Source organism: Ciceribacter sichuanensis (genome assembly GCF_024055605.1).
GTDB lineage: Bacteria > Pseudomonadota > Alphaproteobacteria > Rhizobiales > Rhizobiaceae > Allorhizobium > Allorhizobium sichuanense.
In genome coordinates, this window is record NZ_JAMXLX010000005.1 from 378,522 (window position 1) to 403,130 (window position 24,609).

Genomic DNA, 24,609 nt, shown 5'->3' on the forward strand with positions numbered 1-24,609 from the left:
GGTTCAGGACGCCTTATCAAGCGCCTCCAGCTCGTCGATCAGCCCTTCTATCATCGACAGGCCCTTGGCCCAGAACGACGGATCGGTGGCATCGAGGCCGAAAGGTGCGAGAAGTTCGGAGTGATGCTTGGTGCCGCCGGCCTTCAGAAGCTCGAAATACTTCTGCTGGAAACCCTGCTCGGCCTGCCGGTAGACGGCATAGAGAGAGTTCACCAGGCAATCGCCGAAGGCATAGGCATAGACGTAGAAGGGCGAGTGGATGAAGTGGGGGATATAGGCCCACCAGCTCTCGTATCCTTCGGAAATCCGGATGGCAGGACCGAGGCTTTCCGACTGGACGGAGAGCCACAGCTCGCCGATCTTCTCGGCCGTCAGTTCGCCTTCCTTGCGGGCGGTATGAACCTTTCGCTCGAATTCGTAAAAGGCGATCTGGCGCACGACCGTATTGATCATGTCCTCGACCTTCTGGGCGAGCATGGCCTTGCGTTCGCGCTTGTCGGTGGTGCGGTCGAGCAGCGCCCGGAAGGTCAGCATCTCCCCGAAGACGGAGGCTGTCTCCGCAAGCGTCAGCGGCGTCTGGCACATCAGCGCGCCCTGCGCTCCGGCGAGTACCTGATGAACGCCGTGGCCGAGTTCATGGGCGAGCGTCATGACGTCGCGCGGCTTGCCGAGATAGTTGAGCAACACGTAGGGGTGGGCGGAGGGAACCGTCGGATGGGCGAAGGCGCCGGGCGCCTTGCCGGGACGCGCGGGCGCGTCGATCCAGCCGCCGTCGAAGAAGCGGGAGGCGATCTCGGCCATCTCGGGCGCGAAGCTGCCATAGGCGGAAAGCACGGTTTCTTTCGCTTCGGTCCAGGGTATCAGTCTGTCAGGGGTTTCCTTGAGCGGCGCGTTGCGGTCCCAGTAGTTCATCTGGTCCATGCCGAGCCACTTCGCCTTCATCGCATAATAGCGATGGGAGAGGCGGGGATAGGCTTCGCGCACGGCAGCCGCCAGCGCATCCACCACTTCGCGCTCGACGCGGTTCGAAAGATGGCGGGCATCGGCGATGTCCTCGAAACCGCGCCAGCGGTCGGAGATTTCCTTGTCCTTGGCCAGCGTGTTGGTGACCAGCACGAAGATGCGGATATTGTCGCGGAAGGTTTGCGACAGGGCTTCGGCCGCGCTTTTGCGGACCGCGGGGTCGGCGTCCTGCAGCATGGTGAGCGTCGGTTCGAGCGTCTGTTCCTTGTCGCCGACCTTGAAGCGCAGCGAGGCGAGCGTTTCATCGAACAGGCGGTTGAAGGCAGCGGCCCCCGTCATCGACTTTTCGAGGAAGAGCTGTTCGATGCGGTCATCGAGCTGGAAGGGCTTGTCCTTGCGCAGATCGACGATCCACGGACGATAATGGGCGAGCGCCGGATCGCGATCCATGGCGGCATCGACCGCCTCATCTTCAAGGCGGTTGAGTTCCAGCGCGAAGAAAAGCAGGCGGGAGGAGATGTCGGTGAGTTTGGCCTGAACGTCACCGAAGAACTTGCCGTTTTCGATATTGGTCATGTCGGAATAATAGGTGAGGCCGGCATAGGAGGCGACGCGACCGAGGAGGTCCTCCAACGCATCCATCTGCGTAAGGGCCGCTGCAAGGCTGTCGCTGCCCGTGGCGTTCAGGGCCGTCGCGAGATTGCCCTTCCACTTCGTTTCGAAAGCCAACGCATCCTTCGCAGCCTTTTCCAGATCGCCCACGAAAGCATCCGAGGTCCTGGACGGATAGAGGTCTTCCAGCCGCCAGACCGGAAGTTCACCGAGCTTTCGGGTTTCCGTGAGCGTCGACTGGGTTTCTGCCGGTGCGCGTGCGGGGGTGAAGTCTCTCGGCATGGCGGATCTTCCTGTTGGTTGCGTGTCGGTGAGGAGATGTAGTCAGTCCGGATGGGCGGAGCAAGCCGAACGATCGGTTCGTTGAGCGAGAGCGGCGGTAACGTCTTGTGCGCTTTGCTAAAATGCGAGCTTTTCTCAAAACAGGATCTTCAGTCCTTTCTGACAGTCTGCGCTGAAGCATGACACTTCGGGTGCATGACGCACCAGATGAAACTCAGAATGATTCCGGGAGCCATACATTGAACGCGCATATCCTCGTTATCGATGAAGATCCGGCGCAGCGCCGCTCACTCAAAGCCGGGATCGAGGCGCACGGCCATGTAGTTCACATCGCCGAAAGCGACCACGAAGGGCTGAACATCTTTCGCAAGCATCGCGACGAGATCAACGTCATTCTTGTGGATCTGAGCGATCCGTCCCGCGCCGGTGCCGGTTTCATCAATGCGCTTGGTGACCTGCATCACGTCGCTCCCGTGATCGTGCAGACGGCCGAAGGTTCGATGCAGCACGCAATCGAGGCGATGCGTGTGGGCGCGTTCGAATTCCTGGTGAAACCGTGTTCGACCGAGCGGGTTGTAGGGGCTATCGAAAGCGCCCTGAAATTTGGACGCTACGGTTCTGAAGGTCGTCCGGTTCGCCGTGCCCGCTCGGGTGCGGTCGGTTTCAGCGACATCATCGCAGCAAGTGCCGCCATGGCGCGGGCGGTCGAACTCGGACGTCGGGCCAGCCAGTCGATGATCCCGATCATGCTGGAAGGCGAGGCGGGCGTCGGCAAGGAGATGCTTGCGCGTGCCATCCATGGCGCCAGCGAGCGTGCGGGCCGGAGCTTCGTGTCCTTCAATTGCGCCGCTATTCCTCATGGGTTGATGGATGCACAACTGTTTGGCGCGGAGGGCGCTTCGCTCTCCGGCTCCGGTGAACGCCAAGCCGGCAAGTTTGCCGAGGCCGATGGCGGTACGCTGTTCATCGAGGAAATCAGCGAACTGCCGCAGCATCTGCAGGTCAAGCTGCTCGGCGCGGTGCAGTCGGGCGAGATCGAGTCTTCCGGCGGCCGCAAGCCGCGCAAGGTCAATGTCCGGCTGATCCTTGCGACCAACAAGGATCTGATCGAGGAGGTCAAGTCCGGCCGTTTCCGCGAGGATCTCTATTACCGGCTGAACGTCTTTCCGATCACGATCCCGGCGCTGCGTCGCCGCAGGGAGGATATCCCGCATCTGGTTCGGGCCTTCATCGAGCGCTTCTCTTCGGAGCAGCGTCTCGCGAAGCCGCTTTCGATAGATGCGACCACTCTCGCCATGCTGACGAGCTTCGACTGGCCGGGCAATGTCCGGCAGCTAGAGAATGCCGTCTTCCGCGCCGTCGTGCTTTCCGATGGAGGTCTGCTGACCGAGCAGTCCTTCCCGCAGGTTCTCGCTCAGGTGTCGGAAGGACGCGAAAGCGGCCTTGCCGCCGTCATGCAGCGTTCGCCGCTTGAGGAGAGGCCGGTCGCAGCAGCGGTTGCTTCGGCTCACGCGGTTGCCGAGGAGATCGTCGCCAGAAGAAACGAAGTGGCGATATCTGCTGCCACCGCAGCCCCGCCCGACAACGTCATCGTCAGCACTGACGAGGCGGGCAACGTTCGCAAGCTTGCGGATGTGGAAGAGGAACTGATTCGGTTCGCGCTGAAATTCTACCGTGGCCAGATGAGCCAGGTGGCGCGCAAGCTCGGGATCGGTCGATCGACGCTTTATCGCAAGCTCAAGGATTACGGCATCGATCCTGACGATCCGCAAAAACACGCCGCTTGAACCGCCGAAAAAGGCCCAATCGTTAACGGTTGGGTAAAGAACTTCCCTTACGAACAGTGAATGACTTGTTAGACAATCGTTCACTATATATGGATTGCTTGTGCATCTGTGGCAGATTTGCCATGGTGTTACCGCATTTGACATCCATGTGAGTTGGCGTGGGACGTAGTCTTTCGGACGGGGATAGAATTGCAGAATCCGCATGAAACAAGCGCGCCTGTTGAAAGAATAGGGCGCAGCCATCGGGCTGCACGCGTGCGTTCAGCCGCCCAATTGTGCTTCACCGTCCTTGCTGTCCTTATTGTCAGCACCTTCATGCTGTTCGGTGCCTCCTCTTCCGCCCATGCCGAAACCCGTACACTGAAGATCCATTTTGTCCACACCGGCGAAAAGGCTGCCATCACCTTCAAGCGCAACGGTCGCTATGATGCGAACGGCCTGAAGCAGCTCAACGTCATTCTGCGCGACTGGCGTCGCAACCAGCCGACCAAGATGGATCCGCGCCTGTTTGACCTCGTATGGGAGGTCTATCGGCGCGCCGGTGCTTCGGGCTACATCAACGTCGTTTCAGGTTATCGTTCGCCGGAAACCAATTCCATGCTCCGGTCCCGTTCCAAGGGTGTCGCCAAGGAAAGCCAGCATATGCGCGGCACGGCGATGGATTTCTATATCCCGGGCGTACAGCTCAAGACGCTGCGTGAAATCGGTATGAAGATGCAGGTCGGCGGCGTCGGTTACTATCCGAATTCCGGCTCGCCGTTCGTGCACATGGACGTGGCCTCCGTTCGCGCATGGCCGCGCATGTCGCGTCAGGATCTCGTCCGCCTCTTCCCTGACGGCAAGACGCTGCACATTCCGGCCGATGGCAAGCCGTTGCCGGGTTACCAGCAGGCGCTAGCCGATTACAAGCAGCGCGTCAGCTCCAACCAGGTCATCGTTGCGGATGCCAAACCCGGCAAGCGCAAGAGCTTCCTGGCCGCTCTCTTCGGAGGTGGTGGCGACGAGGACGAGGAAGAGGACGTCGGAGTACCGGCCGAACGGCCCTCCGTTGCACCTCAGCCCGTCGTGACGGCGGCGGAGCCGACGATGGTTGCCACTGCCACTCCTCCTCCGGGCATTGCTCCGGCTCAGCAGGTGCTGACTGCCGCACCGCCTGAAAACCAGCTGGCCCTCAATGCGCCGGTGCCACAATCGAGGCCGTCGCTGAAGCAGGCAGATACCAGCCTTGCCGTGGCGCTCTATTCGTCGAACCGCAGCGCTGCAGAGGACGCCTTGTCCAAGGTCGCAGCCGGCGCGCCGACCAATGGCGATGAATTTGCCGACCTGCAGTCGATGAAGGTTCCGGTTCCGACCCTGCTCGGTAATCGTGGGGCCCAGCCTGCCGGCGTGATGACTGCGTCGATCGATCCGAACATGGTCGACGACAGCCATATCCCGCTGCCGACGGCCCGGCCGACGGTTGCCGAGGCTCTGCTCGCCAGCGCCGATGCGGAACCCGAGGCGGATGTCGATGAAGTCGAACAGGCCATCCTGTCGCCGGAAGCTGCCGCCGCTCTTGAGCAGAGCAACGCGCAGGACAGCATGCCGACGCCGGCTGAACGTCCTGCTGAAGCCGAGTTGACCGCAGCCCCCGTTGCGGTGGTTCCGACCCCGCAACCGGCGCCGACCACCGCAGATAAGTCAGCGCCTGTCGCTCCGGCTGCGATCCAGCCCAAGCCGGCCGCGCCGAAGGCTGCGCCGACGCAGGTTGCTTCGATCGACCAGAAGCCTGCGACGCGTGCAGTCGATTTCGGCGATACCTTCGTCTTTGTCGCTCCGGAGCCGGACGAAAGCGGCGTGAAAGCCGGTCTGCCCGCCAAGGGTGGCCGTCCGAGCCAGGTCGAGGCAGAGCAGGCCCGCATGGCGATGACCGGTGGTACGAAGCTCACCAAGAACATGATTGCCCAGTGGGCGCTGAACAAGGATCGCTTCGAAAACGTCGCAAAGCCGGTCAAGGCGCCGCGCATCGTCAGCCGTTCGCTGACCGCGCCCGCGACGGTGTATCCGGTCGGCTTCCAGCAGGGCGCGACGACCGTGGACCCGAACCGCTTCGGCGCTCCCTGATCCGGACATATTTTCCGTCCTTCACCGACAAGAAAAAACCCGCCGGACATTCCGGCGGGTTTTTTGATGTTTCGTGCTGTCTCGAGGCTCAGCCTTCCGGCGGGCTCTCGATCATGCCGAGGGCATGCAGGTAGGTGTCGAGGATCAGGTCCTCCTCCATGCGTTCCTGCTCGTCCTTCTTGCGCAGCGCGATGACCTTCTTGAGGATCTTGGTGTCGAAGCCCATGGACTTGGCTTCGCCGTAGACGTCCTTGATGTCGTCGGCGATGGTCTTCTTTTCTTCTTCCAGGCGCTCGATGCGCTCGACAAAGGCGCGGAGTTGGTCGCGGGCGACGCCGTGGGCATCAGACATTGATAATCTCCTTGATATCTCGGAATTCGTTCGTGGGGGCTGACCTGCCGCGAAGCCGTGGCCGCGTCAAGACCTAAAGCGCATTGCGGTCGATGGGATTTGCTCTGAAGGCCTCGATCTGAGGGGCTGGACACCCGTCTTCGCAAAGCCGTCGATGCTGTGGGCTGACGGCTTTCCGCTTACTCCTTCGGCTTGTTGCGCTCGAAATCGGCTTTCTGCGCCTCGCTGGCTTCCTTCTGGTGAAGGGCTTTCCATTCTTCGTAGGGCATGCCGTAAATGAGCTCACGGGATTCGTCCCTGGTCACTTCGAGACCGGCCTTGTCGGCGGCCTCAAGATACCAGTTGGACAGGCAATTGCGACAAAATCCCGCCAGGTTCATCATGTCGATGTTCTGGACATCGCTGCGTTCCCGCAGGTGGGCGACGAGGCGGCGCAATACTGCCGCTTCCAGTTCGATCTGCTGTTGTTCGTCTGGCTTGCTCATTGCTTATTTCCTGTCTCCGAAGCGCGCCGTGATCCCTCGGGATCACGGCTTGCGCTCTATCTCTGCATTCTATCTCTTGCCGTCGCCGTGAAAACGCCAATCGGCTTCCCATGGCGACCCAAGACGGGGGCGACCCTAGACGGGGTAGGGGCCGGTGCGCGATACATGCACCTCATAGGCATGCAGCGCGGGGTCTGCATTGAGTGCCTCGAAGATCGGCGCCAGACGGGTGGCCCAGGCTTCAACACCTTCCTCGCTGCCGATCAGGTCTTGACGGACTTCGAGAAGCGCGTGGGGAATGCCCGTCATCATGCAATGCCGGTACATGGTATCGCCTCTGAGCGCACCGTCATAGGGCTCGTTGTCGCCGACCAGTATGTCGCCCGGCTGGCGGAGCCTGTCGATCAGCGCCCCTGCGGCTCGCCGGTCGCTATCCCACAGTACCGCGGCATGCCAAGGGCGGGGCACGTCCTTCCAGAAAGGCGTGAACGAATGGAGCGACAGCACCAGCGGCGCTTTGCCGGATGCTTTTGCCACTTCCGCAATCGTGTGGCTCACTGCCTCGTGATAGGGGCGGTGATAGGTGGCGATGCGCTCGTTCCATTCCTCTTCGGTGATCGGATGATTACCCGGAATGATCGCGCCGTCCGAGATCTTCATGATGAGGGTCGGATCGTCCTCGCCGCGGTTCGGATCAATCAGCAGGCGGGAGAAGCAACTCATTACCGCCGGTACGCCGAGCATGGAAGCGAGCCGGCGCGTCAGCGCCTCGATGCCGATGTCGTAGGCAATGTGGCGCAAGAAGGCGGATTGCGGAAGGCCGAGCCGGCCATACTTTTCCGGTACGCGGTTTGTCGCGTGGTCGCCGAGCAGAACCAAAGCCCTGTCATATTGGCCGGATATGATTTCAAACGGATTGAAGTCTTGCATGACGCGCTGCCGGAAAAGGAGTGACGGGCTTGATGACATGGGGGAAAGGCGAGCGCAAGCTTTCGTCTCGGTCACGTTTGTGCCAAGATCCGTCCCGATGGTTCAGGCCACAATTACAATCGATTAGAGTTGCGTTGACATTCTTGGTGCATCATCGCAAGAAGGCTGTCGACGCACAAAGATGGAGTTCCGGCGGAAACCGTGCTGAAGCAAATTCAATCTCCTCTGGCCGGCAAGGCCAAGCGTCATTTGCGCCCCCTCCTGATCGCCGGCGCACTTCTCTCACCTATGTTCGCGGCGGGTGCCGCACATGCGGAATTCCGGGTCTGTAACGGAACGCAGAACCTTGTTGGCGTAGCGATCGGGTATCGCGCCGAAGAGGGTTGGATCACCGAGGGCTGGTGGCAGGTGCCGGCATCGACATGCGCAACCCTCATCGAGGGCGAGCTGCAGTCTCGCTACTATTATCTCTATGCTGAAGACGCTGCCCGTGGCGGCCGCTGGACCGGTGACATCAACATGTGTGTCGCCGAAAACGAGTTCAAGATCGTTGGTGTGAAGGATTGCTTCGCCCGCGGCTACCAGCAGATGGGCTTCAAGGAATACGACACAGGCCGACAGGGCAGTTGGATGGTCCAGCTTTCCGATACGCCGGGTACACCACAGGAAAGCCAGAACTGATGAAGCGTAACCGCAAAGTGAAGATCCTTGCCACGCTGGGCCCGGCATCGTCCGATGAGGCGATGATCCGAAAGCTTCATGAGGCGGGTGCAGATCTTTTCCGCATCAACATGAGCCATGCGAGCCATGATGTGATGCGCGGCCTCATAGCCAAGATCCGCTCCGTCGAAGCGGCCTGTGGCCGGCCGATCGGCATTTTGTGCGACCTTCAGGGACCCAAGCTGCGCGTCGGCAAGTTTGCCGCGACCACCGTTGAGCTGGTTCCTGGCCAGACCTTTACACTCGACAACAAGGACGAGCCAGGCGACAACACCCGCGTCTACCTTCCCCATCCGGAAATCCTCGAATCCGTCAAGCCGGGCCATCGTCTGCTGATCGATGACGGCAAGCTGCATCTGCGCGCCGAAAAGTGCGACGGCAAGAGCATCGTGACCACCGTCATCTCCGGCACCAAGATTTCCGACCGCAAGGGCGTGAGCCTGCCGGACACCCTGCTGGCGACCGGCGTTCTGACCGACAAGGACCGCGCCGATCTCGATGCCGTTCTGGCGACCGGCGAAGCCGACTGGGTGGCGCTTTCCTTCATCCAGCGCCCCGAAGACCTTGCCGAAGTGCGCAAGGTTGCGCGGGGCCGCGTCGGCCTGATGTCCAAGATCGAAAAGCCGCAGGCCATCGAGCGTATCGATGAGATCATCGAGCTTTCTGACGCCCTGATGGTGGCCCGTGGCGACCTTGGCGTGGAAATGCCGCTGGAAGCCGTTCCAGGTCTGCAGAAGCAGCTGATCCGCGCCTGCCGCCGTGCTGGCAAGCCTGTGGTCGTTGCCACCCAGATGCTGGAATCGATGATTTCCGCTCCGGTGCCGACGCGCGCCGAAGTCTCCGACGTCGCGACCGCAGTTTTCGAAGGCGCCGATGCGATCATGCTGTCGGCGGAATCTGCCTCCGGCCAGTATCCGGTCGAAGCTGTTGCCACCATGGCTTCTATCGCCTCTACGATCGAACGCGAGCCGCATTATCCGGGCATCATCTATGCCCAGCGCGCTCAGCCGGAAGCAACCGGAGCGGATGCGATCTCGCTCGCCGCGCGCCAGATCGCCGAGACTCTCAAACTGCAGGCGATCGTCTGCTACACCTCGTCCGGCAATACGGGGCTACGCGCCTCTCGCGAGCGGCCGGAAGTGCCGATCCTGGCGCTGTCCCCGGTCATTCAGACCGCACGCCGCCTGTCGGTTGTCTGGGGTCTGCACTGTGTGGTCTCTGAGGAACCGACCGACCTCGACGATATGGTCAATCGTGCCTGCCGTATTGTCGTTGAGGAAGAGTTCGGCAAGCCCGGCGACCGCGTCATCATCTCCGCCGGCGTGCCGCTCGGCACGCCCGGTTCCACGAACATGCTGCGCATTGCCTATATTGGTCCCGACGGCCTTTCGGGCATCTGACCGGTTCTGAAGCGTAATAATGAAAAAGCCGCCTCATGGCGGCTTTTTCATGCCCGGTTTAGGGGAAAGGGTCCGCGCCCTATGTGCGGCTGCCGGCGAGCTTTTCTTCGAGTTTGTTGACGAGGTTCTGGGCGTCGCGGTCGGCCGGGTAGATGTCGAGGTAGCGTTCCCATGCCTTGAGCGCCATCTCCTCGCTGCCACGCTCGCTGAGGATCGCTGCGAGGCCTGCCAGAGCGCCGAAGTGCCGGGGCTCCAGAGACAGGACATGATTGATGTCGGAAACCGATTTCCGGTAATTGCCCATGGTGTAGTTCAGCGTGGCCCTGAGGTTCCATGCGCCGACGAAGTCGGGTTTCAGAACGATGGCCTGATCGATGAAGTCGAGGGCGGCGGGATTACGCTTCTCGGAAATGGCGGTGTTCGCCCACTGCATCAGGAGATTGACGGTAGGACTGCCGGAATCATTCCATGTGCCCATGATCTCGGCAGAGATGCGGTTGGCCGCTTCCGGGTTGCGCTCCCGCTTCAGGCTGGTCAGCAACTGGTCAATGGTGCGGGCGGCATCGGTCTGCTCGCCGGCAATCGCCGCGTGCTGTTCTGCATCCTGTGCAGACGCCTGGCCTGTGGCAAGCACGACCGAAACTATCGCCACAAGGGGCGCGACGAAGAACAGTCGATGAAAACGAAAGCGGCGCATAACGGTCAGAATAAACCGCTTGCGCCAGCTTTCATATTCAAATCTTTGCTATCAACAGTCTCCGGCGAAACCGCCGGAAACGATCTGCAAATCCGCCATCGCCCAAGGGCGATGGAAAGCCTCAGCCCTGACGAGCCTTGAAGCGCGGGTTCTGCTTGTTGATGATGTATACGCGGCCCTTGCGGCGAACCAGACGGTTGTCGCGATGACGGGCCTTGAGCGCTTTCAGCGAGTTCTTGATCTTCATTTTTCTGGTCCGCAACTGTTGCCGGGGAATGTCACATTCGCCCGCTGTCTCTTAACAATCAAAAGCGCGCCGCGGGGCGCGCTCCTAAAGGGTTGGTGGCAAATACTCCGACCTGACCCCTCGTGTCAACCGGTTCCCCGGCTTTCCGCGCCAGATACCGGCAATTTTGGCGATTCTTCAAGGCCTGATTGGAGACAATTCCGTAACATGCCCCATCTTTCTTCCGGGGCGGGCTTCTGTCTTGCCATAAAGGTGGACGAATACGTCGGGCCTGGCGAGCCAGGCGGGCACAGCCTCGATGTCGTCGCCGATGAGATTGGTCATCACGCAATCGGAATGGCGAGCCGGACTGCCAAGCGGCAGCGAGGCAATCGCGCGGATGTGCTGCTCGAACTGGGAGACGACGCAGGCGGCTTCCGTCCAGTGTCCGGAATTGTGGACGCGCGGGGCGATTTCGTTGGCGATCAGGCTGCCGTCCGCGAGCACGAAGAACTCCATGCCGACGACGCCGACATAGTCGAGGGCTGCCAGCAGGGCGCTTGCGGCTTCGCGTGCGGCGTCTGCCGTTGCCGTCCCGATTCGGGCGGGCAGGGTGGAGGTATCCAGAATGCCGTTGCGATGAACGTTCTCGGCCGGATCGTAGCAGGCGACCACGCCATCGGTGCCGCGTGCCGCAATGATCGAGATCTCGCGCTCGAAAGGCACGAAGCTCTCGAGGATCAGCGGAACGTTGCCGAGGTCGGCGAAAGCGCCTGCCGGGCTGTCGGCGGAAGTACGGAAGACGCGCTGTCCCTTGCCGTCATAGCCGAGGCGGCGGGTCTTCAGGACGCCGGCGCCGCCGAAGTCGACAAGGGCCGCTTCAAGCTGTTCCTGGCTGTCGACGGCATGGTAGCGGGCGGTCGGGATGCCGCATCCATTGAGGAAGCGCTTTTCCGTCAGGCGGTCCTGCGCGACTTCCAGCGCCTTCGGCGGCGGGAAAACCGGTACGCTGCGGGCAAGGATCTCAGCGGCCTCGACGGGCACGTTTTCGAATTCGTAGGTGACGATCTCGCAGGCGGCGGCAAGTTCAGCAAGGGCGTCCGGATCGTTGTAAGGAGCGACAATCTGGCTGTTGGCCAGTTGCGCTGCCGGACAGTCGGCCTGCGGCTCCAGAATCACGGTGCGGAAATTGAGGCGCGCCGCAGCCATGGCCAGCATGCGGCCGAGCTGGCCGCCGCCGATGATGCCGATCGTTCTGGCGGTCATGGCGTGTCGTCCAGCGGGTATTCTGCAACTGCGTCGGTCTGGCGCTCGCGCCATTCGTCGAGCCGCTCGGCGAGGTCGTCGTCGTAGAGGGCGAGGACAGCTGCGGCCAGAAGTGCTGCATTGACCGCACCGGCCTTGCCGATGGCAAGCGTGCCGACCGGAATGCCTGCCGGCATCTGCACGATCGAAAGCAGGCTGTCCTGACCGGAAAGAGCCCTCGACTGGACCGGTACGCCGAAGACCGGAAGAGGGGTCATGGCGGCGGTCATGCCCGGAAGATGGGCGGCACCGCCAGCGCCGGCGATGATGACCTTGAAGCCTTCGTCGCGGGCGCCCTTGGCAAAGGCCACCAGCCGGTCGGGCGTGCGATGCGCTGAAATGATGCGGGCCTCATAGTCGACGCCGAGGATCTCGAGCGTATCGGCGGCGTTCTTCATGGTCTCCCAGTCTGACTGGCTTCCCATGATGATGGCGACAGGCGGGCGCTCTTCAGGCATCGGGTCTCCTTGCAGGCCGTTCACGCGATAATGTCAGGGATAATCTGGTCTTCCAGCTTGGTCATCCTGTCCTTGATGACCAGCTTCTTCTTCTTCATGCGCTGGATACGCAGGGCCTCGCAACCCGTCTCGATCATCGCGTTGATGGCAGCGTCATAATCCTCATGCTCCTGCCGGAGCCGCGCCAGCGCCAGCCGGATGTCGGCCTGTTCCTGATCGGGCATTGTCCTGTCCCCACTCTCGCTCTTTACGCCTTCGTTTGTGAGGCGCACCGAAGATTCCCGCAAGCTCCTATCATCAAATACCGGTAACGGGAAGTTATCCTTCTCTGCGTTTTTGCAGTGCCGAAATGGCAATTTCGCCTTCGACAAGTCGCAATCTTCATGTCACATTACTTTTGCAAAGCCTGAAACTCCAGCGATAGAGGGCTGGAAGTAGGCGAAAGGAAGGACGCATCAAATGACCATACAGGCTCATCTTGAATCGCTCGAAAAGAAGCATGGCGCGCTTGAGGAGAAGCTCCATCACGCTCTTGTCTCTCCCTCCAAGAATGACCATCACATTGCCGAACTGAAGCGGCTCAAGTTGCGTATCAAAGACGAAATGGAACGCCTGAGAGCGTCCACGCGACATTAACCAATAGAAAGGCTGCGCCGGCCGGGGATCGCCATGAAGAGCTGGTCCCGCCCGATGTGAAGAGTAAGTAGCCAACTCCCAAGCGGAACCTCGGAAATCAGAGCGATTTCCGGGGTTCTTGTTTTTCGGAAAGGAAGATGGAGGGTGATGCCGGCCGTGACGACTGCGGCTTTCAGGACCAGAACTGATCGAGCCAGAGGTTGAGCTTGTCGAAGCCGTGACGGTTGACCGAGTAGATGCGTTTCGTGCCCTCGGAGGTCACGGTGACCAGTTCGCAATCGAGAAGCGCCTTGAGGTGCTGGGAGACGGCGGGGCGGCTGATCGGCAGACCGTTCGCGAGATCGCTGACCGTTTTCGGCGCGCGCCGCAATTCCTCGAGCAGGTAACGCCTGTTCGGATCGGCAATCGCTGAAAAGGGGTCCGTGGTCGACATGAAGGCAGGTTACGTCAATCGGCCGTGCGCGGCAAGCGAGCGTGTGCATTGCAACCTGCGGTCTGGCGCGGCGCCGGACGTCGCCAGCTGGGCCTTGTCGGTATCGGCCATTACGGGGAGGGACTTAAAGACGATGCCGGTATCGTTTGTTTCTGTTGATCCTTCTGCTAGACCCGTCTATCGGATTTGCTTGAACAAAAGAGAGGGGGGAGCTGCCGTTACAGGCCATCCTCCCGGAACGGATCGCGCCCCATGACCAAGACCGAAGACCGCTGCCGCCTCGTCCTGATCGTTCCCGATATCGCCGATGCCGAGGAAAAGGCCCGGATCGTCGGCGATGCGCTGAAGGGCGGCGACGTCGCTTCCGTTATCCTGCCGCAATACGGCCTTGATGATACGGCTTTCCAGTGCCATGCCGAACTGCTCGTCCCTGTCATTCAGGATGCAGGCGCTGCTGCACTGATTGCCGACAACAGCCGGGTTGCCGGCCGGGCAAAGGCCGATGGGCTTCACATCAGCGGTAATGTGGCGGCGCTGGCGGAGGCCGTGGAAAAGCACGTTCCGAAGATGATCGTCGGCGGTGGCAATGCGATGGACCGCCATCATGCACTTGAGATCGGCGAGGTGCAGCCCGATTACGTGTTTTTCGGCCGCCTCGATGGAGACATCAAGCCGGAGGCGCATTCGAAGAACCTCGCGCTCGGCGAATGGTGGTCGTCGATGATCGATATTCCCTGCATCGTGATGGGAGGAACTGATCCGTCTTCGGCAATCGTCGTTGCAGCCACGGGTGTCGAATTCGTGGCGCTGCGGGAGGCCGTTTTCGCCGATCCGGCGCAGGCTGCGACCATTATTGCCCAGGTCAACGCCGAACTTGACGAAAAAGCGCCACGGTTTGAAGATTGATACGCAATATGCGCACTCGTCTTCTTCGTTTTCCAGCTCTTCTCGCCATGCTCGCCGCAGGCACCGTCTGCATGCCGTCCGTCGTTTCGGCGCAGCAGGCTGCTGACCAGCCGGTGATGCGGCCGTTGACGCCGTCCGACACCGGTTCGCTCGATCGCGGTCCCCGGCCGTCGCCTGAGCCGGAGAAGGGTAAAGGCGATGCGGACGGCAAGGCCGAAGCCGAAGACGATCCGCAGGGGCTCAACATTTTTGCCCGCATGGGCGCGCCGCTGCCGGACGCGCCGGCGGAAAAGGATTTCAAGGGCACCGTCGATGAGGCTTACGGGGCCTATCAGCGCGGACTGTTCACGACGGCTGTCGACAAGGCCTTGCCGCGCGCGCAGCTCGGCGATCCAGCGGCACAGACACTGCTGGCCGAATTGATGGGGCGCGGGCTTGGCGTGAAGAAGGACACCAAGGGCGCTGCCTTCTGGTATGGCCAGGCGGCGCAGGGCGGCGACCCTCCGGCAATGTTCAAATATGCCCTGCTGCTGATGGAGGGCAAGGACGTCCCCCACGACAAGGCCAAGGCCGACGAATACATGCGCAAGGCGGCTGATGCCGGCAACAGCTCGGCGCAGTTCAATTGGGCGCAGATTCTGGTTTCGGACAATCCCGGCGTGAAAGGCCTGACGCTCGCTCTTCCCTATTACGAGAAGGCGGCCGAGCAGGGCGTCGCCGATGCGCAGTATGCGGTCGCGCAGATCTACAGCGTGCTGAAAGACCTGCCGCAGGAAAAGAAGGCGAAGGCGCGTGACTGGCTGGGCCGCGCGGCAAGGGCCGGTTTCGATACCGCCCAGTTGGATATGGGCATCTGGCTGGTCAATGGCATCGGCGGTCCGCGCGATTACGAGCGAGGCTTCCGCTGGCTTGCAATCTCGGCCAGGCGCGGGAACGCCGTGGCGCAGAACAGGCTTTCGCACCTCTATATCAATGCGCTCGGCACGAAGCCCGATCCAATCGAGGCGGCGAAGTGGTATGTCCTTTCCCGGCGCGCGGGCCTCAAGGATCCGGCGCTTGAGGACTTCTATCTCGGCCTGACGGACGAGGAGCAGAAGAAGGCGATCGACGCGGCGAACAAGTTCCGTCGTGGATAGTCAGTCTCCAATGGAACTGGGGAGGCAGGTTTGGACAATGTCGAGCTCTTCGAGCGGCTGGGGCTGGCGGTTGCCATAGGGGCCGCTGTCGGCGTCGAACGGCACTGGCGAGAGCGTGACGAACCGGAAGGCGCCCGAGCCGCGGGTATCCGCACCTTCACCATGATCGGCATGACGGGCGGTGTCGCCGGATTGCTGGAGCGCAGCCTGACCGTCGGGACCGCCTATACCGGTTTCGTCATCGTCGGTTTTCTGATCGTCGTTGCCATTGTCATGGCGATTTTCGAACTGCGTCAGGCCATTGCCGAGCAATCCTACAGCGTGACATCGGTCATTGCCGCCATCCTCACATTCGGGCTCGGGGCGCTCGCGGTCACCGGCGACATGGTGCTAGCATCTGCCGGCGGTGTGTCGCTGGTCGCGATCCTGGCCAGCCGCGAGTTTCTACACAGCGCCATCCGAAAGCTTAAATGGATCGAATTGCGCTCGGCGATCATCCTGCTGACGATGACTTTCGTGCTTCTGCCCATCCTGCCTACCACTCCGGTCGGACCCTATGGGGGTGTCGTGCCGCGCAGCGTCGTGCTGCTGGCGATCATGCTCGCCTCGATCTCATTCGTTGGCTACATTACGGTCCGCATGCTCGGCGCATCGCTCGGCGACCTGATCGGCGGGGCGATCGGCGGTCTCGTCTCGTCGACGGGAGCCACGGTCGAATTCGCAAGGCGGAGCCGGGAACCAGAGGGCGCAGATACTTCGGATGTCGTCTCGCTGGCTGCCGGCGCGGTTGCAGCGGGCGCCGTGTCGCTCCTGCGCACGGTCTTTCTTATCGGTGCGCTCGCCGTAAGCTTGCTGCCGTACCTCCTCGTTCCGCTCTTGCTTGCGACCGTCGTCATGGCCGGCTACGCGATATTTCTCGCCCGCCGACAGCAGAGCGCTTCCGGTGAGCGACCCCTCGGCAACCCGTTCGAGTTGCTGGCCGTCGCCAAGATGGCGGCGCTGCTCACGATCGTTGCCTTTATCGCCAGGGCGGCAACCGCGTATTTCGGCAGTGCCGGCCTCATGGCTGCATCGGCGATTTCGGCTCTTGCCGACGTGGATGCGGTTGCCGTGACAGTCGCGGGCATGCTGCCATCCCTCGATATAGTGACGGCGGGACGGGCAGTCGGCGTTGCCGTGGTGACCAACATGGTGGCGAAGGCGGTCTATGCCTTTGCCTTCGGCCGACGGAATTTCGCGATGCATATTCTCGTCGCCACAGTCCTTGCCGTAGTTGCCGGTCTGGTCGCGGAGCGGCTGCAGGCGATGGCGTGACGCGGTTCTTGGCGTCGGTTTAGCCCAAGCCCCTTGAATTTCGGCCGCATTTGTGGTCTTGAACCGGCCAACTGCCGCCGCGAGCAATCGCGCGCTTCTGCCGCCGTCATCCGGCGCCACATCGCTTTTCAAGGATATCGTTCAATGGCTCGTTCTGCTCTTCTCAATGTCATGGTTCAGGCTGCCCTGAAGGCGGGCAAATCCCTGTCGCGCGACTTCGGTGAAGTACAGAACCTGCAGGTCTCCGTTAAGGGCCCGAGCGACTTCGTTTCACAGGCCGACCTCAAGGCTGAAAAGCTGGTTCGCGACGAGCTGCTGAAGGCTCGCCCGACCTATGGTTTCCTCGGCGAGGAAAGCGAAGAGATCAAGGGTACCGATGGCGCTCACCGCTGGATCGTCGATCCGCTGGATGGCACCACCAACTTCCTGCACGGCATTCCGCAGTTCGCCGTTTCCATCGCGCTCGAGCGCAATGGCGAGATCGTCGCCGGCGTCATCTTCAATCCGGCGACCGACGAACTCTACACCTCTGAAAAGGGTGGCGGCGCATTCCTCAACGATCGTCGTATTCGCGTGGCCGCCCGCAAGGTTCTGTCCGACAGTGTCGTCGGTTGTGGCATTCCGCATCTCGGCCGCGGTTCGCATGGCAAGTTCCTCGTCGAGCTTCGTCATGTGATGGGCGAAGTGGCCGGCGTCCGCCGCATGGGTGCCGCGGCGCTCGACCTCGCCTATGTCGCTGCCGGCCGTCTCGACGGCTTCTGGGAAGCCGGCCTTTCGCCCTGGGACATGGCTGCCGGCCTTCTGATGATCCGAGAAGCCGGTGGCTTCGTCAGCGACATGCATGGTGGTACCGAGATGTTCGACACCGGCACCGTGGTCGCCGGCAACGAATACATCCGCAAGGAACTGATTGAAGTTATCGCCCGTCCGGTGCCGAAGAACTGATCTGTTCCTTCGCAGTTTCCGCGGCTTCAATTCGTCTCAATCTTCCGCTAGCTTCGCAGTGCGAGATTCCCGGAGGCTGAGGAAGACATGGCGAAAGTGAAGCTGGCGGACCTGGAGGCGGCGGAGACCGGGGGAGGGGACGACGGTCACAAGCTGTCCAGCCCGATGCCGTTTTTCAGCACCATGGTGATCTTCCTGATCATCGTCGGGTTTATCGCCGCCATTCTATACCGGCAGGCTCATGCGGCCTTCGTTACCAATCCCGGCCTGAACAGCCTCATTCTCGGCGTTCTGGCGGTGGGTATCATTCTCGTCTTCACGCATGTGCTGGCGCTTCGGCCGGAGGTACGCTGGTTCAATTCATTTCGCGCTGCCGGCGGCATGGAGAAGGTCGGGCGCGAGCCGCGGCTGCTCGCCCCCATGCGCGCCCTTATCGGTCGTCGCCGGTCGGTGGCGATTTCCACCACAGCGCTGCGCTCCATTCTCGATTCGATCGCCACGCGTCTTGATGAGTCGCGCGACACATCGCGCTACCTGATCGGTCTTCTCGTCTTTCTCGGCCTGCTCGGCACGTTCTGGGGCCTGCTTGGCACCATCGGCTCGATCACGACCGTGATCCAGTCGCTCGACCCGTCCGGCTCCGGTGATAGCAACGATGTGCTTCAATCGCTGAAGAGCGGCCTTACCGCGCCGCTTTCCGGCATGGGCACGGCGTTCTCGTCCTCGCTGCTCGGTCTCTCCGGTTCACTCATTCTCGGTTTTCTCGACCTGCAGGCCGGTCGCGCGCAGAACCGGTTCTATACCGAACTGGAAAACTGGCTGTCATCCATGACGGATGTCGATTCCGATCGGGTGGCTTCCTTCGCCAACGGCAGCGGGCTGCAATCGGAAGAACTTTCGCGTCTTGTCGACCAACTGGCGAAGATTGCTGACCGGGAGGGCATTGCAGATGGCGACAAGTCGCTAACGGCCATCGCGGGCCTTGCCGAAGGCATACAGGGGCTGGTCAAGAACATGCGCAACGAGCAGCAGATGCTGCGCGACTGGATCGAGGCGCAGCAGGACGAGTCCCGCGCCATGCGCAAGACGCTGGACAAGCTGAACGAGAAGATCGGCGGGGGCAAGTAACATGGCGCTCGCCCGCAACCGCCGCCGCGAACGGGGCGTCGATTACTGGCCGGGCTTCGTCGACGCGCTATCGACGCTGCTTCTGGCGATCATGTTCCTGCTCACGGTTTTCGTGGTCGCTCAGTTTATCCTCAGCCGGGAAATCTCCGGCCGCGACGAGGTACTGAACCGGCTGAACAGCCAGATTGCCGAACTCACACAGCTGCTGGCTCTTGAAAAGAGCGGCAAGCAGGATCTGGAAGACACGCTCGCTTCGCTGCAAACCTCCCTATCCGCTTCGGAAAGCGAGCGGACGCGCCTGCAGCAGTTGCTTGATAGCGGTGCGGGAGCATCGGATGTCGCCAACCAGAAGGTTGGCCGTCTCACGCAAGACCTTCTGCAGGAAAAGCAGGTCAGTGAACGGGCCATGAGCCAGATCGAGCTGTTGAACCAGCAGATCGCCGCACTCCGGGCACAGATCGCCGCCGTCGAGGAAGCCTTGCAGGCATCGGAGGCGCGGGACCAGAACTCGCAGGCCAAGATCGCCGATCTCGGCCGTCGCCTGAACGTCGCCCTTGCGCAGCGGGTGCAGGAACTCAACCGTTATCGTTCCGACTTCTTTGGCCGGCTGCGTGAAATCCTGTCTGATCGCGAGAACATCCGTATCGTCGGCGACCGGTTCGTTTTCCAGTCGGAAGTGCTGTTTCCTTCGGGCAGCAACGAGCTCAATCCCGCGGGCGCAGGGGAGATGGACAAGCTTGCTGCCGCGCTGCTCGATCTTGCCCGCGAGATCCCGCCGGAGATCAATTGGGTGCTGCGCGTCGATGGGCATACAGATAATGTGCCGCTCACCGGGGCTGGCCGTTATGCCGACAACTGGGAGCTTTCGGCGGCACGTGCGATCTCGGTGGTCAAATATCTGATCTCCAAGGGTGTGCCCTCCAACCGGTTGGTTGCGGCCGGCTTTGGCGAATACCAACCCATTGCCGAAGGCGACAGCCCCGAGGCCCGCGCGCAGAACCGTCGCATCGAACTCAAGCTCACCGAGCGTTGAATAGCCTGCGGCGCAAGATCGCGCGGCAGCTAGCGACATACTCCTGAAATAGACCCGCCGCACAATGAGGCAGGCGTAAGCAGTCCGTTGTGCCTCGTTATCTGTTCGTTTCAAAACCAATTCCCCCAAAGTTCGCAGGTTGTGCAAATCTTTACGTGCCCGTAAGGGTAAGGTCACGGAAGCGATCGGGGAGGATTGCGCTGATGGACTGTGATATACTGGTGGTCGGAGCCGGCCTTTCCGGCCTCGTCGCGGCGGCTGAGGCGGCGGATCGCGGCCTCAGGGTCTGCGTGATCGACCAGGAGGGAGAGCAGAACCTTGGCGGCCAGGCCTTCTGGTCGCTCGGCGGCCTATTTTTCATCGACAGTCCCGAACAGCGGCGGATGGGCATCCGTGACACCATCGATCTGGCACGACAGGACTGGCTGGGCTCTGCCGGTTTCGATCGTCCCGAAGACTACTGGCCCCGCCACTGGGCTGATGCCTATCTGGACTTTGCCGCGGGGGAAAAACGCTCTTGGTTGCATCAGCAGGGCATGCGCTGGTTTCCGGTGGTCGGCTGGGCGGAACGTGGCGGATCGCGCGCGGACGGGCACGGCAATTCGGTTCCGCGCTTTCATATCACCTGGGGAACGGGGCCTGCTGTTCTTGCGCCATTCATTCGCCGCGTACGGGAGGCCGAAGGGAAGGGGCTCCTGTCCTTCCGGTTCCGGCATCAGGTGGACCAACTGGTCGTCACCAACGGTGCGGTCACCGGCGCTCGTGGCACCGTGCTTGCCGCCGACACGGCCCCGCGGGGCGCTGCGACCTCACGGTTTCCCGAGAGCGAATTCGAGATCGCTGCCGGGGCGGTCATCGTCGCTTCCGGTGGCATTGGTGGCAACCACGATCTGGTGCGCAAGAACTGGCCGGTCGAGCGCCTTGGCCCTGCGCCGAAATTCATGGTGGCAGGCGTTCCGCAATATGTCGATGGACGGATGATCGCCATCACACAGGCTGCGGGCGGCGATGTCATCAATGGCGACCGCATGTGGCATTACACCGAAGGTCTTCGCAACTTCGATCCGATCTGGCCTAACCATGGCATCCGTATCCTGCCGGGTCCCTCGTCCTTCTGGTGCGATGCAGACGGCAACCGTTTCGATGCGCCTGCCATGCCCGGCTTCGATACGCTGGCGACGCTGAAGGCGATCCGGGCGCGGGGAGACGAATACAGCTGGTTCATCCTCAACAAGGCGATCATCAAGCGTGAATTCGCCCTGTCCGGTTCGGAACAGAACCCGGACCTGACGGGAAAAAACATCCGGCTTCTGCTCAAGCGCCTCGGCCGTAACCCGCCCGGGCCGGTGCAGGCCTTCATGGACAAGGGCGAGGATTTCGTCGTGCGCGATACGCTCGAGGATCTGGTTGCCGGGATGAACGAACTCAGCGGCGAACACCGGCTCGGCATTCATCATATCCGGGCGCAGATCGAGGCGCGCGACCGGCAGGTGAATAACGCTTTCGGCAAGGATGCACAGATAACGGCCATTCGTGGCGCCCGCCGCTTCCTCGGCGACCGGCTGATGCGGACAGCCAAGCCGCACCGGTTGCTCGCCTCCAGCGCCGGGCCGCTGATCGGCGTGCGTCTCCACATTCTGACGCGCAAGACGCTGGGCGGACTGCACACGGATCTCTCGGCCCGCGTGCTCGACGCGACCAACAGGCCTGTGCCAGGGCTGTATGCCGCAGGCGAGGTGTCAGGCTTTGGCGGTGGCGGCGTGCACGGTTACAACGCGCTGGAAGGCACGTTCCTCGGTGGTTGCCTGTTCTCGGGGCGAGTCGCCGGCCGTTCGGTCGGCGCCTGAGATGCTATCCTACTTGGCTGCGGCGGAGAATTCCGCCGCGCCGTTTTCGAACTGCAGGCGAGCGAGCTTGGCGTAGAGGCCGCCGTGCTGGATCAGGCTCTGATGGGTGCCTTCCTCGACGATCCGTCCGTCATCCAGAACCAGAATGCGGTCGGCCTTGAGGATGGTTGCAAGGCGGTGGGCGATGACGATGGTGGTGCGGTCACGCATCAGCCCGTCGAGTGCTTTCTGCACAAGGGTCTCGCTCTCTGCATCCAGTGCCGATGTCGCCTCGTCGAGAAGAAGGACAGGGGCGTCGCGCAGCAGGGCGCGGGCGATGGCTATTCGCTGGCGCTGGCCGCCGGAAAGCGTGATACCGCGTTCGCCGACTTCCGTGTCGAAGCCACGCTCCAGCCGCTTGATGAACTCGCTTGCCTGGGCCGCCTCTGCTGCTGCCTCCACCATTTCGCGGGTCGCATGCGGCGAGCCGAATGCGATGTTCTCGTGGATCGAGGTGGCGAAGATGGTCACGTCCTGTGGCACCATGGCCATGCGATCGCGCAAGGCGTGAGGGTTGACGTCGCGAAGGTCGAGGCCATCGAGACGGACAGCGCCGCGTGCCGGATCGTAGAAGCGCAGAAGCAGCGAGAAGACCGTGCTCTTGCCCGCGCCGGAGGGGCCGACAATGGCGACCGTCTCCCCTGCATCCACCTTGAAGGAGAGGCCCTTGAGAGCGGATTTTCCGGGGTGCGAGGGATAGGCGAAGTGGACATCCTCGAACGCGACCTGTCCGAGTGGCGGCTGGGGCAGAGCGAGTGGATTGGCGGGAGCCGTAATGGCGGGGCGTTCCTGCAACAGTTCGGTCAGGCGCTCGGCGGCACCGGAGGCCTGAGAGAGTTCGCCCCAGATTTCCGAGAGCGTGCCCATCGAGCCCGCGGCGATCACGGAATAGAGCAGGAACTGGCCGAGCGTGCCGGCAGAGAGAGTTCCTGCGAGAACGCTTTGCGCGCCGAACCAGAGAACGGCGACGACGCTACCGAAGACGAGCGAGATGGCGATGCCGGTCAGTAGCGCGCGCGACTTGATGGCGGAACGGGCGGCTTCATAGGCCTCCTCGACGGCCAGGTCGTAGCGTCTGGTGGCGGTTTCCTCGGCGTTGAACGCCTGAACCGTGCGGGCTGCGGCTATGGTTTCCGACGCGAAGGCGGATGTGCTGGCCAGCCGGTCCTGCGCCTCGCGGGAGCGCTTGCGCACCGAGCGGCCGAATGCGACCAGCGGAAAGACGATGATGGGGATCGCGATGAGCACAAGTACGGAGAGCCGGGGGCTCGTGTAGATCATCATGCCCATCGCGCCCAGACAGAGGATGGAGTTGCGCAGCGCCTGCGAGGCGGTGGCGCCGACGGCTGACTTGATCTGAGTGGTGTCTGCCGTCAGGCGCGAGACGATTTCGCCGGACTGGTTGACGTCGAAGAAGGAGGGGGAGAGCGTTGCCACATGGGCGAAGACTTCCCGACGCAGATCCGAGACGATGCGCTCGCCGATCGTGATGACGTAGTAGTAGCGCATGCCGCTTGCCACCGCGAGAACGATGGCCATGATGATCAGCATGCCGAAATAGTTGTTGATGAAGCCGCTGTCGGCCGACTCGAAGCCGTGGTCGACCATGCGGCGAACGGCGAGCGGCAGCGCCAGCGTGGTTGCGGCGGCGAGGCACAGGAAGAAAAGCGCGCCTACGACCAGCGAACGGTAGCGGGAAAGATAGGGCAGGAGGCGCGACAGGGGCTGCAGGGAGCGGCGCTTCTTTGGTGCGGTTTCGTCTATTGCTGACACTTCACTCTTCTCCAACGCGCGCGAGAGCGCTTTCGCGCCATGGCTCTTGTTATCCTCGCGCCCTTCATGTATAGGCACCGCATCGAATTGGGAAGCCGTGGCCTAATCGGACTGCGGCTTCATTTATTGAATAGGACCGCACGGCGCAATTGCGTCAAATGGACCTCCGGCACAGCAGGAAGAAAGTTATGAAGGCTGACATCCATCCCGACTACCACACCATCAAAGTGGTCATGACCGATGGCACCGAATACGAAACCCGTTCGACCTGGGGTTCGGAAGGCGCTGTCATGAATCTCGAAATCGATCCGAAGTCCCATCCGGCCTGGACCGGCGGCAACCAGCAGCTCATGGACCGCGGCGGCCGTCTCTCGAAGTTCAACAAGCGTTTCGGCGGCCTCGGCCTCTGATCGACACTTCGATCGCATGTTTCGAAAAGCCCGGTTTGTCCGGGCTTTTTTTGTGCCTGCAATTTGACACTGAGAGGTTCTTGGTTGGCGTGTGGGCAAAGAAAAGCCCGGCGATGCGCTTGGCATGGCCGGGCAAGCATTTGCTGCGGTGGATGAGTATCGGCGTCAGTTGCTGTTGAAAGCGGTGCGCAGCAGGTTGAGCTGAGCCTGGACGCTGTTTTCATTGTCAGGCACGATCGGAGCATCCGACGGGCGATAGATTTCGCGGTCGAGCAGCGCGATGCGGTTCTGCAAACGGAGCGAGCGCTCGACCAGATCGCGGAAGGCTTCCGGCAGGTCGTTCCAGCCCGGCGCGTTGCGATCGACGTTGAAGCCGTCGAGGCGCACCTTGCTCTTTTCCGAGAGAACCTGATCGCGGCTCATTTCACCGTTGTTGACGGCGCGCTGGAGCAGGAGCCAGGAAGCCATCTGCATCAGGCGGGTGGTAAGGCGCATGGATTCGGCTGCGTAGAGGACGGAGGCCATGCGCGGCAGAACCTTTGCGGCTGCGCGGCCGGAGCCGTCGAGGTAGGCAGCGGTTTCTTCGACCAGTCCCATGCCCTCGGCATAAGTCGCCTTGAACTGCGACGATGCGGCGGCACGGCCCGCAAAGCTCACGGTATTCAATCCGAGTTCAGACATCGATTCAC

Annotated in this window: 25 protein-coding genes; 13 read left to right on the top strand and 12 right to left on the bottom strand. The window is 61.8% G+C overall.

Going from position 1 to position 24,609, the window contains the following annotated elements; genetic code table 11:
* Positions 1 to 3 precede the first annotated feature (3 nt).
* Positions 4 to 1,857, bottom strand: a complete 1,854-nt coding sequence (locus NBH21_RS17190) for a M3 family oligoendopeptidase (protein ID WP_250915461.1) — start codon at positions 1,855 to 1,857, stop codon at positions 4 to 6.
* A 239-nt stretch (positions 1,858 to 2,096) separates the two neighbouring features.
* Between NBH21_RS17190 and NBH21_RS17195 the strand changes: the two genes are divergently transcribed.
* Both NBH21_RS17195 and mepK read left to right on the top strand, forming a co-directional pair.
* Positions 2,097 to 3,644 carry a sigma-54-dependent transcriptional regulator gene (locus NBH21_RS17195; protein WP_250915462.1) on the top strand — a complete coding sequence of 516 codons (1,548 nt, stop codon included), beginning with the start codon at positions 2,097 to 2,099 and terminating at the stop codon, positions 3,642 to 3,644.
* Positions 3,645 to 3,899: 255 nt separating this feature from the next.
* A complete protein-coding gene (gene mepK, locus NBH21_RS17200; protein ID WP_250915463.1) occupies positions 3,900 to 5,747 on the top strand; it encodes a peptidoglycan L,D-endopeptidase MepK in 1,848 nt (615 codons plus the stop codon).
* 88 nt (positions 5,748 to 5,835) lie between these two features.
* Here mepK and NBH21_RS17205 read toward each other — a convergent pair whose 3' ends face one another.
* The 3 genes from NBH21_RS17205 to NBH21_RS17215 all read right to left on the bottom strand — a co-directional run bounded on the left by NBH21_RS17205 (position 5,836) and on the right by NBH21_RS17215 (position 7,514).
* Positions 5,836 to 6,099, bottom strand: a complete 264-nt coding sequence (locus NBH21_RS17205) for a DUF2312 domain-containing protein (protein ID WP_099058787.1) — start codon at positions 6,097 to 6,099, stop codon at positions 5,836 to 5,838.
* 179 nt (positions 6,100 to 6,278) lie between these two features.
* Positions 6,279 to 6,584, bottom strand: a complete 306-nt coding sequence (locus NBH21_RS17210; RefSeq protein ID WP_250915464.1) for a DUF1244 domain-containing protein — start codon at positions 6,582 to 6,584, stop codon at positions 6,279 to 6,281.
* A 135-nt stretch (positions 6,585 to 6,719) separates the two neighbouring features.
* Positions 6,720 to 7,514, bottom strand: a complete 795-nt coding sequence (locus tag NBH21_RS17215) for an N-formylglutamate amidohydrolase (protein WP_250915465.1) — start codon at positions 7,512 to 7,514, stop codon at positions 6,720 to 6,722.
* A 288-nt stretch (positions 7,515 to 7,802) separates the two neighbouring features.
* Here NBH21_RS17215 and NBH21_RS17220 point away from each other — a divergent pair, with 288 nt between their 5' ends.
* Together NBH21_RS17220 and pyk are read left to right on the top strand one after the other, a co-directional pair.
* Positions 7,803 to 8,195 carry a DUF1036 domain-containing protein gene (locus tag NBH21_RS17220; protein WP_099060122.1) on the top strand — a complete coding sequence of 131 codons (393 nt, stop codon included), beginning with the start codon at positions 7,803 to 7,805 and terminating at the stop codon, positions 8,193 to 8,195.
* Entirely contained in the window at positions 8,195 to 9,634 is a 1,440-nt protein-coding gene (gene pyk, locus NBH21_RS17225; protein WP_163900771.1) for a pyruvate kinase, read from the top strand. The genes NBH21_RS17220 and pyk overlap by 1 nt, the downstream gene beginning before the upstream one ends.
* Before the next feature lie 79 nt (positions 9,635 to 9,713).
* Here pyk and NBH21_RS17230 read toward each other — a convergent pair whose 3' ends face one another.
* The 5 genes from NBH21_RS17230 to NBH21_RS17250 form a co-directional block, all read right to left on the bottom strand.
* On the bottom strand, positions 9,714 to 10,331 hold the full coding sequence (locus NBH21_RS17230; protein WP_250915466.1) for a tetratricopeptide repeat protein: 618 nt from the start codon (positions 10,329 to 10,331) through the stop codon (positions 9,714 to 9,716).
* A gap of 121 nt (positions 10,332 to 10,452) precedes the next feature.
* Positions 10,453 to 10,578 carry a type B 50S ribosomal protein L36 gene (gene ykgO / locus NBH21_RS17235; protein WP_003497670.1) on the bottom strand — a complete coding sequence of 42 codons (126 nt, stop codon included), beginning with the start codon at positions 10,576 to 10,578 and terminating at the stop codon, positions 10,453 to 10,455.
* A 177-nt stretch (positions 10,579 to 10,755) separates the two neighbouring features.
* Positions 10,756 to 11,823: a 5-(carboxyamino)imidazole ribonucleotide synthase gene (locus NBH21_RS17240; protein ID WP_250915467.1), complete on the bottom strand. Its 1,068-nt coding sequence runs from the start codon at positions 11,821 to 11,823 to the stop codon at positions 10,756 to 10,758.
* Entirely contained in the window at positions 11,820 to 12,320 is a 501-nt protein-coding gene (gene purE / locus NBH21_RS17245; protein ID WP_250915468.1) for a 5-(carboxyamino)imidazole ribonucleotide mutase, read from the bottom strand. Before purE ends, NBH21_RS17240 begins: the two co-directional genes overlap by 4 nt.
* A gap of 20 nt (positions 12,321 to 12,340) precedes the next feature.
* Entirely contained in the window at positions 12,341 to 12,544 is a 204-nt protein-coding gene (locus tag NBH21_RS17250; protein ID WP_250915469.1) for a YdcH family protein, read from the bottom strand.
* A 235-nt stretch (positions 12,545 to 12,779) separates the two neighbouring features.
* Here NBH21_RS17250 and NBH21_RS17255 point away from each other — a divergent pair, with 235 nt between their 5' ends.
* Positions 12,780 to 12,956 carry a YdcH family protein gene (locus NBH21_RS17255; protein ID WP_099058780.1) on the top strand — a complete coding sequence of 59 codons (177 nt, stop codon included), beginning with the start codon at positions 12,780 to 12,782 and terminating at the stop codon, positions 12,954 to 12,956.
* A gap of 172 nt (positions 12,957 to 13,128) precedes the next feature.
* Here the strand turns inward: NBH21_RS17255 and NBH21_RS17260 are convergent, their stop codons facing one another.
* Entirely contained in the window at positions 13,129 to 13,389 is a 261-nt protein-coding gene (locus NBH21_RS17260; protein WP_250915470.1) for an ArsR/SmtB family transcription factor, read from the bottom strand.
* Positions 13,390 to 13,641: 252 nt separating this feature from the next.
* On the opposite strand from NBH21_RS17260, the gene NBH21_RS17265 reads away from it, so the two are divergent.
* From NBH21_RS17265 to NBH21_RS17295, 7 genes are all read left to right on the top strand, one after another.
* On the top strand, positions 13,642 to 14,295 hold the full coding sequence (locus NBH21_RS17265; RefSeq protein ID WP_250915471.1) for a thiamine phosphate synthase: 654 nt from the start codon (positions 13,642 to 13,644) through the stop codon (positions 14,293 to 14,295).
* 8 nt (positions 14,296 to 14,303) lie between these two features.
* Complete coding sequence (locus NBH21_RS17270) at positions 14,304 to 15,431, top strand: tetratricopeptide repeat protein (protein ID WP_425340438.1); 1,128 nt, start codon at positions 14,304 to 14,306, stop codon at positions 15,429 to 15,431.
* Positions 15,432 to 15,461: 30 nt separating this feature from the next.
* Positions 15,462 to 16,745, top strand: coding sequence for an MgtC/SapB family protein (locus NBH21_RS17275; protein ID WP_250915472.1), 1,284 nt, complete (start codon positions 15,462 to 15,464; stop codon positions 16,743 to 16,745).
* Between the two features lie 144 nt (positions 16,746 to 16,889).
* Positions 16,890 to 17,690 (top strand): inositol monophosphatase family protein, encoded by an 801-nt coding sequence (locus NBH21_RS17280; RefSeq protein WP_250915473.1) that lies wholly within the window; start codon positions 16,890 to 16,892, stop codon positions 17,688 to 17,690.
* 87 nt (positions 17,691 to 17,777) lie between these two features.
* On the top strand, positions 17,778 to 18,818 hold the full coding sequence (locus tag NBH21_RS17285) for a flagellar motor protein MotA (protein ID WP_250915474.1): 1,041 nt from the start codon (positions 17,778 to 17,780) through the stop codon (positions 18,816 to 18,818).
* Between the two features lies 1 nt (position 18,819).
* Entirely contained in the window at positions 18,820 to 19,851 is a 1,032-nt protein-coding gene (locus NBH21_RS17290; RefSeq protein ID WP_250915475.1) for a peptidoglycan -binding protein, read from the top strand.
* A 203-nt stretch (positions 19,852 to 20,054) separates the two neighbouring features.
* The gene (locus tag NBH21_RS17295) at positions 20,055 to 21,698 is read left to right on the top strand and encodes an FAD-binding dehydrogenase (protein ID WP_425340439.1); all 1,644 of its coding nucleotides are present in this window, start codon (positions 20,055 to 20,057) and stop codon (positions 21,696 to 21,698) included.
* A 9-nt stretch (positions 21,699 to 21,707) separates the two neighbouring features.
* Here NBH21_RS17295 and NBH21_RS17300 read toward each other — a convergent pair whose 3' ends face one another.
* The gene (locus tag NBH21_RS17300) at positions 21,708 to 23,510 is read right to left on the bottom strand and encodes an ABC transporter transmembrane domain-containing protein (protein ID WP_250915476.1); all 1,803 of its coding nucleotides are present in this window, start codon (positions 23,508 to 23,510) and stop codon (positions 21,708 to 21,710) included.
* 188 nt (positions 23,511 to 23,698) lie between these two features.
* On the opposite strand from NBH21_RS17300, the gene rpmE reads away from it, so the two are divergent.
* The gene (gene rpmE / locus NBH21_RS17305; RefSeq protein WP_099058772.1) at positions 23,699 to 23,920 is read left to right on the top strand and encodes a 50S ribosomal protein L31; all 222 of its coding nucleotides are present in this window, start codon (positions 23,699 to 23,701) and stop codon (positions 23,918 to 23,920) included.
* 165 nt (positions 23,921 to 24,085) lie between these two features.
* On the opposite strand, the gene rcdA is transcribed toward rpmE, so the two are convergent.
* Positions 24,086 to 24,601, bottom strand: coding sequence for a protease adaptor protein RcdA (gene rcdA, locus NBH21_RS17310; RefSeq protein ID WP_250915477.1), 516 nt, complete (start codon positions 24,599 to 24,601; stop codon positions 24,086 to 24,088).
* Positions 24,602 to 24,609 lie beyond the last annotated feature (8 nt).

Coding starts and splice junctions, on each gene's coding strand:
- NBH21_RS17190 (WP_250915461.1), bottom strand. CDS start 1,857: ATGCCGAGAGACTTCACCCCCGCACGCGCACCGGCAGAAACCCAGTCG.
- NBH21_RS17205 (WP_099058787.1), bottom strand. CDS start 6,099: ATGTCTGATGCCCACGGCGTCGCCCGCGACCAACTCCGCGCCTTTGTC.
- NBH21_RS17210 (WP_250915464.1), bottom strand. CDS start 6,584: ATGAGCAAGCCAGACGAACAACAGCAGATCGAACTGGAAGCGGCAGTA.
- NBH21_RS17215 (WP_250915465.1), bottom strand. CDS start 7,514: ATGCAAGACTTCAATCCGTTTGAAATCATATCCGGCCAATATGACAGG.
- NBH21_RS17220 (WP_099060122.1), top strand. CDS start 7,803: ATGTTCGCGGCGGGTGCCGCACATGCGGAATTCCGGGTCTGTAACGGA.
- pyk (WP_163900771.1), top strand. CDS start 8,195: ATGAAGCGTAACCGCAAAGTGAAGATCCTTGCCACGCTGGGCCCGGCA.
- NBH21_RS17230 (WP_250915466.1), bottom strand. CDS start 10,331: ATGCGCCGCTTTCGTTTTCATCGACTGTTCTTCGTCGCGCCCCTTGTG.
- ykgO (WP_003497670.1), bottom strand. CDS start 10,578: ATGAAGATCAAGAACTCGCTGAAAGCGCTCAAGGCCCGTCATCGCGAC.
- NBH21_RS17240 (WP_250915467.1), bottom strand. CDS start 11,823: ATGACCGCCAGAACGATCGGCATCATCGGCGGCGGCCAGCTCGGCCGC.
- purE (WP_250915468.1), bottom strand. CDS start 12,320: ATGCCTGAAGAGCGCCCGCCTGTCGCCATCATCATGGGAAGCCAGTCA.
- NBH21_RS17250 (WP_250915469.1), bottom strand. CDS start 12,544: ATGCCCGATCAGGAACAGGCCGACATCCGGCTGGCGCTGGCGCGGCTC.
- NBH21_RS17255 (WP_099058780.1), top strand. CDS start 12,780: ATGACCATACAGGCTCATCTTGAATCGCTCGAAAAGAAGCATGGCGCG.
- NBH21_RS17260 (WP_250915470.1), bottom strand. CDS start 13,389: ATGTCGACCACGGACCCCTTTTCAGCGATTGCCGATCCGAACAGGCGT.
- NBH21_RS17265 (WP_250915471.1), top strand. CDS start 13,642: ATGACCAAGACCGAAGACCGCTGCCGCCTCGTCCTGATCGTTCCCGAT.
- NBH21_RS17270 (WP_425340438.1), top strand. CDS start 14,304: ATGCGCACTCGTCTTCTTCGTTTTCCAGCTCTTCTCGCCATGCTCGCC.
- NBH21_RS17280 (WP_250915473.1), top strand. CDS start 16,890: ATGGCTCGTTCTGCTCTTCTCAATGTCATGGTTCAGGCTGCCCTGAAG.
- NBH21_RS17285 (WP_250915474.1), top strand. CDS start 17,778: ATGGCGAAAGTGAAGCTGGCGGACCTGGAGGCGGCGGAGACCGGGGGA.
- NBH21_RS17290 (WP_250915475.1), top strand. CDS start 18,820: ATGGCGCTCGCCCGCAACCGCCGCCGCGAACGGGGCGTCGATTACTGG.
- NBH21_RS17295 (WP_425340439.1), top strand. CDS start 20,055: ATGGACTGTGATATACTGGTGGTCGGAGCCGGCCTTTCCGGCCTCGTC.
- rpmE (WP_099058772.1), top strand. CDS start 23,699: ATGAAGGCTGACATCCATCCCGACTACCACACCATCAAAGTGGTCATG.
- rcdA (WP_250915477.1), bottom strand. CDS start 24,601: ATGTCTGAACTCGGATTGAATACCGTGAGCTTTGCGGGCCGTGCCGCC.